The organism is Rufibacter sediminis (genome assembly GCF_014269285.1).
GTDB classification, from domain to species: Bacteria; Bacteroidota; Bacteroidia; order Cytophagales; family Hymenobacteraceae; genus Nibribacter; species Nibribacter sediminis.
In genome coordinates, this window is the sequence record NZ_JACOAF010000044.1 from 431366 (window position 1) to 443669 (window position 12304).

Annotated in this window: 9 protein-coding genes; 3 read left to right on the forward strand and 6 right to left on the reverse strand. The window is 54.9% G+C overall.

Features of this window, described 5'->3' with window-relative positions; translation table 11 throughout:
- Nucleotides 1-8: 8 nt before the first annotated feature.
- From H7U12_RS20380 to H7U12_RS20400, 5 genes are all read right to left on the reverse strand, one after another.
- Entirely contained in the window at nt 9-614 is a 606-nt protein-coding gene (locus tag H7U12_RS20380; RefSeq protein ID WP_186641566.1) for a hypothetical protein, read from the reverse strand.
- Between the two features lie 109 nt (nt 615-723).
- Nucleotides 724-2376: a glucose-6-phosphate isomerase gene (gene pgi, locus H7U12_RS20385; protein WP_186641569.1), complete on the reverse strand. Its 1653-nt coding sequence runs from the start codon at nt 2374-2376 to the stop codon at nt 724-726.
- Nucleotides 2377-2547: 171 nt separating this feature from the next.
- Complete coding sequence (locus tag H7U12_RS20390; RefSeq protein WP_186641571.1) at nt 2548-3150, reverse strand: inorganic diphosphatase; 603 nt, start codon at nt 3148-3150, stop codon at nt 2548-2550.
- A 144-nt stretch (nt 3151-3294) separates the two neighbouring features.
- A complete protein-coding gene (locus tag H7U12_RS20395; protein ID WP_186641573.1) occupies nt 3295-5571 on the reverse strand; it encodes a M1 family aminopeptidase in 2277 nt (758 codons plus the stop codon).
- Complete coding sequence (locus H7U12_RS20400; protein ID WP_186641575.1) at nt 5519-6208, reverse strand: gluzincin family metallopeptidase; 690 nt, start codon at nt 6206-6208, stop codon at nt 5519-5521. The genes H7U12_RS20395 and H7U12_RS20400 overlap by 53 nt, the downstream gene beginning before the upstream one ends.
- 341 nt (nt 6209-6549) lie before the next feature.
- On the opposite strand from H7U12_RS20400, the gene H7U12_RS20405 reads away from it, so the two are divergent.
- From H7U12_RS20405 to H7U12_RS20415, 3 genes are all read left to right on the forward strand, one after another.
- Nucleotides 6550-8337, forward strand: coding sequence for a thiamine pyrophosphate-requiring protein (locus H7U12_RS20405; protein WP_186641577.1), 1788 nt, complete (start codon nt 6550-6552; stop codon nt 8335-8337).
- Nucleotides 8338-8848: 511 nt separating this feature from the next.
- On the forward strand, nt 8849-10171 hold the full coding sequence (locus tag H7U12_RS20410; protein ID WP_186641579.1) for an amidohydrolase: 1323 nt from the start codon (nt 8849-8851) through the stop codon (nt 10169-10171).
- A gap of 210 nt (nt 10172-10381) precedes the next feature.
- Nucleotides 10382-11275, forward strand: a complete 894-nt coding sequence (locus H7U12_RS20415; RefSeq protein ID WP_241749571.1) for an ATP-grasp domain-containing protein — start codon at nt 10382-10384, stop codon at nt 11273-11275.
- Between the two features lie 88 nt (nt 11276-11363).
- Here H7U12_RS20415 and H7U12_RS20420 read toward each other — a convergent pair whose 3' ends face one another.
- On the reverse strand, nt 11364-12137 hold the full coding sequence (locus tag H7U12_RS20420) for an SDR family oxidoreductase (protein WP_186641581.1): 774 nt from the start codon (nt 12135-12137) through the stop codon (nt 11364-11366).
- Between the last annotated feature and the right edge of the window lie 167 nt (nt 12138-12304).

Consider the following 12304-nt stretch of genomic DNA (forward strand, 5'->3'; position numbering starts at 1 on the left):
GGTTTTCTTTACTCTATATGTAGCCAAACGTACTTTTGACCATTCCAATAAATTATGCCGCCTCCTTCTGATTCGTCAACGTGCATATAAACCCCATTCCCTTTCAGTTGAACTGCATTTTTAGTATCTGGGCCTATTATGTCGCCCGATTTTTCATCTACTAAAGTTGATGCAACAGTTTCTCCTTTTGGTATACTTTCAAATATATCAATCCAGTCCAGGTCGTCCATTCCGTTGACTTCTTTGCCTGCACCAAAAACTTGGTAATCATTTGTAGCTGAGTTATGAATGATTATTACTCCTCTCTTCCCATTTTTCAGGTTAGTTACTCTAGCTGAAAAGTCCTCCTTATTATCTGCATTAAAGTCCCCTTCAATGAATTCAGTTGAATCAACCGAGAATTCTTTTGAAATTGATTTGATTGTACTTGCCGCAAATTCAGGAATGGAATCTTTTGGTTGGTGATTGTTCTGTTTTATTGTGTCTGATTCTAAAGTTGACTTATCTATTGGATCAGCTTGAATTTTTGAATCCTCTTTTTGTGACTGCTTTGCTTCCTTCTCGGAGCAAGAGACTATCAAGGCAATGAGTAAGACTAATTGAATATACTTCATAGTTTTAATTTGTGCCTAACTAGAGGATAACAAAAATTCATCCCGTTAATCCGTTCATAGGAATAGATTAACGGGATGAACCTAGTATAAAATATACAGCTTTTTAAGCCTATTTCCTAAACGCCTTAAACTGCTTAATCAGGCCGTTGGTAGAGGAGTCGTGGGAGGTGACTTCCTCGGCTGAAGTTAATTCCGGCAGAATCTTTTTAGCCAGTTGCTTGCCTAGTTCTACGCCCCACTGGTCGAAGCTGTAGACGTTCCAGATCACGCCTTGCACGAAGATTTTGTGCTCGTACATGGCGATGAGGCTGCCCAGCGTTCTAGGGTCCAGTTGCTTGAACAGGATGGAATTGGTAGGGCGGTTTCCTTCAAAGACCTTGAACGCTTTCAGGCTGTTGATTTCCTCCTCAGAAGAACCAGAAGACTGCATCTCGTCTACTACCTCTTTCTCGGTTTTGCCGTTCATCAAAGCCTCGGTCTGCGCGAAGAAGTTGGCCATGAGTTTCGGGTGATGGTCGCCTAGTGGGTTGTGGCTGATGGCCGGGGCCAGGAAATCGCAGGGGATTAACTTGGTGCCCTGGTGGATGAGCTGGTAGAAGGCGTGCTGGCCGTTGGTGCCCGGCTCGCCCCAGATGATAGGACCGGTTTGGTAGTTCACAGGTTCGCCGTTGCGGTCTACGTACTTGCCGTTGCTCTCCATGTCGCCCTGCTGGAAATACGCCGCGAAACGGTGCATGTACTGGTCATACGGCAGCAGCGCGTGCGATTGCGCGTCAAAGAAGTTGTTGTACCAGATGCCCAGCAAGGCCAGGATCACCGGTAGGTTCTGCTCCAGCGGCGCTTTCCGGAAGTGGTTGTCCATGGCGTGCGCCCCAGCCAGCAATTCCTTGAAGTTCTCGTAGCCCACGGTGCAGGCAATGGACAAACCAATCGCCGACCACAGCGAGTAACGGCCACCCACCCAGTCCCAGAACGCGAACATGTTCTGCGTGTCAATCCCGAACTCAGAAACAGCTTTGGCATTAGTGGACAGCGCCACGAAATGCTTCTTGATGTGCTCCTCGTCCTGGGCGTGCTCCAGGAACCAGCTGCGCGCGGTGTGCGCATTCGTCATGGTTTCCTGGGTGGTGAACGTCTTAGACGCAATCATGAAGAGCGTGGTCTCCGGGTTGATCTTCTTCAGCGTCTCGGCAATGTGCGTGCCGTCCACGTTAGAAACAAAATAGGTGGTGATGTTGGGTTTCTGGTACGCTTTCAGGGCTTCGGTCACCATCACGGGGCCTAAGTCAGACCCGCCAATGCCAATGTTCACGATGGTGTCAATGGCTTTACCGGTGTAGCCTTTCCAGGCGCCGCTGATGACTTCGTTGGAGAACTTCTCCACCTGCGCCAGTACCCGGTTCACCTCGGGCATCAGGTCCTGACCGTCTTCCAGAATGGGCGTGTTGGACTGGTTGCGCAACGCCACGTGCAGTACCGCGCGGTTCTCGGTGAAGTTGATTTTCTCGCCGCTGAACATCGCCTCAATGGCATCAGGTAAGCCGCATTCCTGCGCCAGCGAAACTAGCAAGGCCTGCGTTTCTTCCGTGATTCTGTTTTTGGAGTAATCCAGCAGGATGTTCTCAAACGTGACGCTGAATTTCTCAAAGCGCTGCGGGTCCTGCGCAAAGGCGTCTTTCAGGTGGCTGTCTTTGATTTGCGCGTAATGCTGCGTCAATTTCTCCCAGGCTTGGGTAGAAGTAGGGTTTATGGATGGAAACATGCGTCGTTTTTAGTTCAGTTCTTGTAGCAAAGAGCGAAGTTAGGAATTGTGCCGACTTTAGGAAAAAGAGTTTCTACGCGCGTAACTCAGAGGGTTGAAATAGAAAGCGTGGCAGGCCGTTTTAGGGCTGCTTTCCCAAAAGGAGGTCTAAAACAGAAAGGGTACAAACCTTTACTGCACCCACTGCTGGATGAGCTTATCGGCGAAGGCCTCATTTTTCCAGGCCGACAAGCGGGTGGGTTGCCGCGGGTTTACATTCAGGTACCACTGTTCCAGAATACTTTTCACGGCCGGGTAGCGGGCCGAAAAATCACTGAACGAGTTTGGCGAGATGGTTTGCTCCGTGGGACGGGCCGGCACGGCTACAATCAAATGCCGCAGTTCTCCCTCGCTCTCCAGAATCATCACCCCGATGGGCAAAATCTCCAGCACGGTGCCGGGTTCTTTCTGGCCGCACAAAATCACCACGGGCAGCGGTGCCGCCGGACGGCCCTGCACGGAGTCTACCAGCGTGGAAGGGATGAAGCCTTCGTTGCCGGGGTACGGCAGAAACTCCAGCTTGCGCGGCTGGCCGGCTTCCAATTGCGGTACAAACTTTTTCTCCTGCGCGTCATAGACCTGCGGCATGGTGGAGCCGGAGGCGGTTTCCACCACCGCCTGCCAGTGCTTGGTTTCGGTGACGGCCGGTAAAGCACGGTAGTCTTTTTGACAACTGCTGCAGAGAATAGCCAGGAGAAGCAGCGGGAACTGCCAATACTTTTGATAGATGCCCATGGTGGTGGAAGAGGGTAGAAGCGTTTTCAGCCTGTTTTCTGTAAGATAAGCGAAAAACGGGATACTTTCCAGAAGAACTATCGCGGGGGTACCCTCCTTTTTTCGCCGCTTTCTTGTCAGCTCGTTAACTCGCCATCAACTCTTCTATTGCAGCTCCTCCAGTAGCCGGAACGGGTTCAGCTTTTGCAGATTCAGCGAGTACCGGATGCTGTTCCTGAAATCTTTGAAGCTTTTAGGAAAATCAGCCGCATAGTTGTCTCCGCCCACCGGGAAGTAAATCTGCACCGCGTCCCGGAAGAAGCTCCATTGCAGGCCGGTGCCGTAAAACACTTTGTCCAGTTCCTGCACGCGGCCCAGATCAAGGTACACGGCGAAGGGTGTCACGGGTAAATCGACGGTGAGGTTGAGGGCGGCCATCCACTCCCGGCTCACCATCGGCACCGGATTCCGGAAGCCGCCATCCTGCCGGTCCGTCTGCCGGATGGAAGTCAGGCCTTCGGCCGAAGCGTACATCTCGTTGCGGTTGAAGAAGGGCGTTTGCTTCAGGTAATCGGGGCTACCCGCCAAGCCCAGCACGAAAGGGCTGCGCGAATAGTTGTCTGCCATAAAGCCACCAAATCCGCGCAGCCTGATTTCTTTCTCCGGGCGGTACTTGTGCCAGTTTTCCAGATGTATCCTAAACTGGGTTGGGGAGAATTTCACCTCCTTGGAATCCAGGTAAATGGTATTTGGGGTAGCAACCCAGATGGGCACCGAAGTATTGTAACGGAACTGGGTTACTTCTACGGTAAACTGCGTTCCGCTCACCGCGTTTTTAGTGGTGAGCTGATACGCCAGCCGGGGTGCCTGAAAATCCGGAAGGAAATCATCCTGCACAAAATGCCAGGCCAAGATCAATTGCTGCCGAAACGTATTCGGGTTTTTGAGCCGGTTTTGGAAAGTAAGGCTAGGCGTGACGGTATGGAAATTGGCGAACCGCTGGCCTTGTACGCCCAACTCCACCTTACGCAAAAAGCCTTGGGCCGGAAGCTTGAACTTCACATCGGCGAGGCCGGTGAGGCGGCTGCTCTTGAAACCGTACATGGGCATGACCACATAATTCAGTTTCTTTTCCGTGAGGAACGAGTTGTAGAACGCCGCACCCAGCTGGAAACCGTCATAGGTGTTGTACCCCAGCGAAGGCGCCACGAAGAGCTGTTTCTGGTCTATGCGGTCCACGCCCAGCAGCGGCTGCAACCGGATTGGCTCTGTTTTCGGGAAAAGACGTCCCAAACGGTACTGGTTGTCGCGGCGGTCCAGCTCGGGGAACAGGTACTCCGGGTCCAGCACCACGCGGTCAATTCCATCGGCCTGAAACACCACGGTCTGATCGCGCTCGCCGGGTTTGGTCCAGTGCGTTTCCAGCACTTTTCCGGCGGCATCCAAAGCGGCAACTTGTACGGGCAAGGCCAGTTTTCCGGTTTGCCGCACCACCGCCTGCGTAGTGCCGCCGGAGGAGGTCACGGTTTGTAAATGCGCATCTGGGATGGTGGTGGAAGGCAGCAGTTCCTGGAAAAACCAACCCAAAGGCTCTCCGGTGGATTTCTCTAAAACGGCCTGTAAATCCTGCGGTGCCGGGTGCCGGAACTGCCACTGCCGATAGTACGTGTGCATGGCGCTGTCAAAGCGGGCAGTGCCCAGGTACTTCTCCAGATACTGGAACAGCTGGGCCGTTTTCAGGTACACGCCGGTGCCGTAGTTGAGGGTTCTGAACTGCTCCGCTGGCGCGGTGACCGGCTGGTCCAACCCTCGGCTCGCCGCCGACAGATAAGCCGGGTTGTCAATGGCCGCCGGTGGCAGATCATCCACCCCGAAAAACTTCCCGAAGGCGTTATTATTCACTTCGCTGGACACCATGCCCGCATATTTGTTGCGCAGCGCCTTGGTCCTGAATTCATAATACGAGTTGATGCCTTCGTCCAGCCAGGGGTGCTCGCGCTCGTTGCTGGCCAAAATGCCGTAAAACCAGTTGTGGCCCACCTCATGGATGATGGCCTCGGGCTCCGTGACCGTCACCATGGGGTACTCCATGCCCGCGCCGGCGCTCAAGGCGGCATCTACCGCGGTGGCCTGGCTGTACGGGTAATCGCCTAACCAGAGAGAATAGGCGTACACGGCATCGTCTATTTCGTGCGCCCTTTTCAGCCATTGCTTTGCTTCGCGGTTGGTGAACAGGAGCCACGTGGTCACCTCGCGTTTGGAGTACGGCAGCGTCACCTGGCTTTTCAGGACGTTGAAGCGCTTATCAGCGAACCACGCGAAGTCATGGATGCGGTCTTGTTTGTAGTGCAGAGTTTTAGTGGCTTGCGCCGAGGGCGGAAAATCCAGATCATCGGCCCGGAACTCCTTTTTGCCGGCGGTCACCTGTGCCAGGCTGTCCATGCGCGCGTTCTGCGGCGTTCTGCAACTCGCCGGTAGCGCCTACGGTATAGTTGGCCGGCAGCGTGATGCGCACGTCAAACGACCCGAACTCCGAGTAGAACTCGCCCTGGTCCAGGTACGGCATCGGGTGCCAGCCTTCGTGGTCGAAGACCGCCGGTTTAGGGTACCACTGCGAGATCTGGTACGATTGCCCCACGTGCCCCAGCCGCGAGAAGGAATCCGGCAACTTCACCTGAAACGGCGTACTGATAATGATGCGACCGCCCGGGTACAACGGTTGGTTCAAAGTGAGCTTAGCGATGTCCGGGTGCTGCGCATCCAGTTCCCACGTTACGTTTTGGCCGTCTATTTTAAAATCCAGGCCCGAAATAGAACCGCGCGCTTCTTGGGGGGCGAAGTGGAATTCATCCTCCCCGTTCAAGAGTTGCTGCTTCGCGAAGGCCGTGCTGCGGTCTTGGTAGGCGTTGGGCCACAGGTGGAAGTACAGAAACGTCAACGTCTCCGGCGAGTGGTTCACGTACTCGACTTGCTCCGTGGCCTTCAGGGTGTGGCGCTCATCATCCAGCTTCACGTCAATGGTGTAGTTCACCTCCTGCTGCCAGTACGTTTTCTGGGCAAAAGTGACAAATGGGGACAAAAGCAATACCGGGAGTAGAAGCCGAAGACGCATCATAGACGTGGAATTTCGCCTGAATTTACAGCTTTCCTTTCTTGCCTCCTATGATCTCGGATTTACTTCCATGACTCACGATTTATGAATGGGGCAATTCCTAGGTGGTTGTCCGTTCGCATGCTACCGCATCATTCACTGATTCAACGAAAAAGCGTTCCATACCGCCAAGGGCAACCACAAGGGTTGCCCCTACATAGAATGTCGTTTCAAAATCAATCCATTCCTTTTCCAACTGAACCATCTGTCCCTAAGGTCGTACCTGTTTAGAGCCTTTTTTGTCAAAAGGAGCCTTAAAACAGAAGCGTATGCCACAGCAGGTCAGTGATTTCATAGTAGAGCGCCTCCATCAATGGGGCACAAACCGCATCTTCGGGTATCCCGGCGATGGTATTAACGGCGTCATGGGAGCCCTGGACCGGGCCGACGACAAGGTCAAGTTCATCCAGGTGCGGCACGAGGAAGTGGCTTCGCTCATGGCCTGCGCGCACGCCAAGTTCACCGGCGAGGTAGGCGTTTGTCTGGCCACCTCGGGACCGGGCGCGATTCATTTACTCAACGGCTTGTACGATGCCAAACTGGACCATCAGCCGGTGGTGGCGCTGGTGGGGCAGAAGGCCCGCACGGCCTTGGGCGGGCATAGCCAGCAGGAGGTGGACCTTTTGTCCCTGTTCAAAGACGTGGCCAGCGAGTTCGTGCAGGTAGCCATGGAGCCTAGCCAGGTACGTCACCTCATTGACCGCGCCTTCCGGATCGCCAAAGACCAGCGCACCGTCACCTGTGTCATTATCCCCAGCGATGTCCAGGAACTGGAGTACCAGGAACCGGAGCACAAGCATGGCACGGTGCACTCGGGCATCGGGTACTTGCCGCCGCGCGTGCTGCCCCGCGACGAAGATCTGCGCAAAGCCGCCGAGGTGCTGAATGCCGGTCAAAAAGTAGCGATTCTGATTGGGGCCGGGGCCAAAGATGCCGCCGAGGAAGTTACCCAGCTGGCCGAAGTGTTAGGAGCCGGGGTGGCCAAAGCGTATCTGGGGAAAGCGGCGCTGCCCGATGACTTGCCGTTTGTGACCGGCGCCATCGGGTTCTTCGGGACCGAGGCCAGCCACCAGATGATGGCCCATTGCGACACCCTGCTCATGATCGGGTCCAGCTTCCCGTACGCCGAGTTCCTGCCCAAAGAAGGCCAGGCGCGCGGCGTGCAGATAGACCTGGACGGCCGCATGCTCAGCATCCGCTACCCCATGGAAGTGCCGCTTGTAGGCGACAGTGCCGAAACCATCCGCGCGCTGCTGCCGCTGCTGCAACGAAAAGAAGACCGCACCTGGCGCGAAACTATTGAACAGAACATCCAGAACTGGGAGAAACAGCTAGCCGAGTTTGCCAGCCATCCGGCCAAACCCGTGAACCCGCGCTTGGTGTTTGAGAAGCTGTCGCCGCGTTTGCCCGGTAACTGTATTTTGGCCGCCGATTCGGGCTCTTCTTCCAGTTGGATGGCGCAGTACATCAAAATACGCGAGGGCATGAAGTTCTCCGTTTCCGGCACGCTGGCGACCATGGGCTGTGCCTTGCCGTACGCGCTAGCCGCCAAATTCGCCTTCCCAGACCGTCCGGCGTTCGCCTTTGCTGGCGATGGCGCCATGCAGATGGGCAGCACCGAGGAGCTGTTGACCATCCAGAAATACTACCGCCAATGGGCCGATCCGCGCCTGATTGTGCTGGTGCTCAACAACCGCGACCTCAACTTCGTGACCTGGGAGCAGCGCATGAACGAGGGCAATCCAAAATTCGATGCCTCACAGGTGCTCCCCGAGTTCAACTACGCCGCCTACGCCGAAAGCATCGGTTTGATTGGCATCCGGATAGAAACCCCGGACCAGATTGACGCCGCCTGGGAAGCCGCCCTGAAAGCAGACCGCCCCGTGGTCATAGACGCGCTCACTGATCCTGAGATCATGCCCATCACCCCGCAGGTAGCCGCCAATTTCGCGGAGAACATCGCGGAAGCCATCGAAAAAGGAGACACCGCCGCCGAGCAACGCCTGGAGGAACCGCTGAAAGCAGCCGTGGACGAAGCGAAGGAGAAAGAAGAGTAGCGGGTTAGTTTAAGGCTTGTTTTAAGAAAACAGGCCCTAAACGTATTCATCGCTGGCGCGAGCCTCCGGCTCGTGTCCGGACGTATTCCTTATCCCTTTTTTGTCATCCTGAAAGGATCTTGTGAGCAAGCGCTAAAGTCGTTTCTTCAGCGCCTTTCTAGTTTGCCCACAAGATCTTTTCAAGATGACACGGGAAAGGGAGTTTGGTTGAAGATGAAGCAAAATGCTAGATGTTTATGGCGCGGAAGTTACTTCCGTGACTTTTGATGCAAGTCACGGAAGTAACTTCCGCGCCATAGTTGTCCTTTCAGGATGACAAAACGGGGTTAAGCTAATTATCTGCCATGCGTCCGGACACGAGCCGGAGGCTCGCGCCAGCGAAACATTTGTACTTACTTGCTTACGGCAGTTGACCAACTCGGCAGCTAAAATTCCATTTCCCGATTGGCTGGTGTACTTTTGTGTTTTCAGGCTGATTTTCAGGAATCGGCAGCTAAACAAAAGAGTCCTAATGCTTTCCCATAAATCGCTTTTATTCTTCCTCACTTCTTTTCTGGGTGTGTCGCTCATCGGCAGTGCGCAAAGCACCGGGACACAAACCCAGATAGACCAACTCGCCGAGAAGATAGAACCCAAAGTCATTCAGTGGCGGCGGGAGTTGCACCAGAACCCCGAGCTGGGAAATTTTGAGGTAAAGACCGCTGAGAAGATCGCGAAGCACTTGAAGGCCCTCGGGCTGGAAGTGAAGACCGGGGTAGCCAGAACCGGCGTGGTGGGCATTCTCAAAGGCGGACAGCCCGGCCCCGTGGTAGCTCTGCGCGCCGATATGGATGCGCTGCCGGTCACGGAGAACAACACGCATAACCTGCCGTTCGCGTCTAAAGTGAAAACCACCTTTGAAGGACAGCAAGTGGGCGTGATGCACGCCTGCGGCCATGATGCGCACGTGGCCATGCTCATGGGCGTAGCCGAGGTGCTGAGCGGCGTGAAGAAAGATTTGAAAGGCACCGTGAAATTCATCTTCCAGCCCGCCGAGGAAGGCTCGGCTCCCGGACAGGTGGGCGGCGCAAAACTGATGGTGCAGGAAGGCGTGCTGGATGCTCCTAAAGTGGACGCCATCTTCGGGTTGCACATCCGGTCAGACGTGGAAGTGGGCACCATCACCTATCGGCCGCAGGGCATGATGGCTAGTTCCGATAACTTCAAAATTACCGTGAAAGGCCAGCAGTCGCACGGCGGAACTCCCTGGATGGGCGTAGATCCGGTGGTGACCTCGGCCTACATTGTGACCGCCCTGCAAACCATTGTAAGCCGCCAACTGGACGTGACCAATGCCGCCGCTATTCTGACCGTGGGGGCCATCAACGGCGGGGTTCGCGCGAACATCGTGCCCAGTCAGGTGGAGATGATCGGTACCATCCGAGCCTTGGACGTGCCCATGCAGCAGCAAATCCATGAACGCCTGAAGAAAACCGCTACTAGCATCGCCACCGGCGCAGGGGCCACGGCCGAGGTTTCTATCCAGGAGATGACGCCTGTGACCTACAACCACGAGGCCCTCACCGCCCATATGCTGCCTTCGTTGCAGCGCGTGGCCGGTACTCATCAGGTGAAACTCACCAAGCCCGTGACCATTGCCGAGGACTACGCTTATTTCCAGCAGAAAGTACCGGGCTTGTACCTTTTCCTGGGCGGCATGCCCAAAGGCGCTGACCCCGCCAAAGCCCCCTCGCACCATACCCCTGATTTTTACATCGAGGAAAGCGGCTTGAAACTAGGTGTAAGAGCGTTAGCGAATCTGGCCGTGGATTACCTGAACAATCCGCTGAAATAAGTTGTTTTGAAGCAACTTTAGGAAAAACAGCCTTAAAACAGGAATGCGTTATAACCCACCCCTGCCCCTCTGAGGAGGGGAATATCCACTACAAGAGGGAAATCCTTTTCTAACATTAGTAGAGAAAATCCCTTCCTTGGAGGGGTAGGGGTGGGTTTTTCAGCAGCACAGAGAATTTTTATACATCACTATCCATACAAAGCAACAACCTTGAAACTAGCATTAGTGACCTATGAGGCCATCCATAGCTATGGCGCATTGAGCGGCAGTGAAGACGGCGTCCTGATGGATTACCTCACCTCCAAAGGCATTGACATCACCCTGGAAGACTGGCATGACCCGGCCGTGAACTGGGCGCAATATGATCTGGCGGTTTTCAAATCGCCGTGGGATTACTTCGATAAATTTCCGGAGTTCTGCGCGTGGCTGGACCGCATGGAAGCCCTGGGCATCCGTACCCTGAACCCCATCTCTACCATCCGCTGGAACGCCGACAAGCATTACCTGCTGGAGGTGGAGAAAGCCGGGTTGCCCATTGTGCCTACCGCGTTGCTCAAAAGGGGAACCGCCGTAGCTTTGGAGCCCTACTTCAGCCAATTCCAAACTGATAAACTCATCATCAAGCCCTGCGTAAGTGGCGGCGCGAAGAACACGTTCATTGTGTCTATGAGCGAAGTGGAAGAAGTAAAGCCCAAGTTGGAGGAATTGCTCAGAGCCGAGGATTACCTGGCGCAGCCGTTCATGCCGCAGATCCAGGACGAAGGCGAGTGGTCGTTCCTGTTCTTCAACGGTCAGTACAGCCACTGTCTGCTCAAGTCCGCGAAGGACGGTGATTTCAGGGTGCAGCACTTCTTTGGCGGCACCATTCATCCGCAGGAAGCTCCGGCCAATCTGTTAGCCCAGGCGCAAACTATGGTAAACCAGTTCGCCGAGGGCTGCCTGTACGCCCGCGTTGACGGCGTGGTGGTAGGAGAGGAACTGCAACTGATGGAACTGGAGCTGATTGAGCCGTTCCTGTACCTGCACACCCATCCAGACGCGCTGGAGAATTACTACCAAGCTTTGGTACAGTTGATGGAAGAAGTTCCGTCCTCCGTTTCTTAACTGGTTTCCGGAAAACAGTCCTAAACCAGAAACTCCTCCCTGACGCATTGATCAGGGAGGAGTTGCTGTTTATAGGAAAGACGTAAGTTTACCCGAACAGGTTGATGCTCATGCCACCGTCTACGGCAATGCACTGTCCGGTGATGTACGCGGCGGCGGGCATGCATAGAAAAGCCACCGCCGAGGCCACATCCTCGGGGTTACCGATGGTGCGGCTGGGTGTGCGGCTCAACACACTTTCCAGGTACTCCTGGTTCTGCAGCACCTGCTCCGCCAACGGGGTTCTGATGTACCACGGCGCCACGCAGTTCACCCTTATTCCATCCGGGGCCCACTCGCCCGCCAGGTTCTTGGAGAGTTGCACCAGCGCGGCCTTCGTCATGCCGTAAATGGCCCCGGTCCGTACGTGCCCCAAACCGGCCACGGAGGAAACGTTCACCACGCTTCCCTGCGGCGAGGCTTTTAGGAACGGGTGCGCCAGGCGACACAGTTCAAAGGCTGAGGTGAGGTTGGTCTGCAACAGGTAATTGTATTCTTCGGGCGTGTACTCGCCGATTTTCTTGCGGATGTTGGTGCCCACGTTGTTCACCAGGATGTCCAGCGAGCCCCAGGTGTTCTCCACCAGTTGAAGCAGGTTATGACGATCGGCGGCCTGGCTTACATCGGCTACCATGCCAGAGGCTTTCAGGCCCCGGGCGCGCCAATCGGTCACGGCCTGGTTTACCTCCAGTTCCTTGCGGGCCACAATGAGTACTTCGGCGCCGAAGGAAAGTAATTCTTCCGCAATGGCGGCTCCTATGCCTTTGGTGCCTCCGGTAACCAAGGCCCGGCGGCCCTCTAAACTCCAACGGTTATTCTGCATTTACTTCTCGTTCATAAAATGGATGGGAAAGTAAGTGTACGCAGAATTTGCCAGAACGGAAAACCCGCAGGCAGATGGTCTTAGGGCGCGTTGACAATTGTAGAATTATTTTTCCTGGCAGTTGTTAGAGTATCAAAAAGCCTATGCGTCGTTATGAGATCACGGAC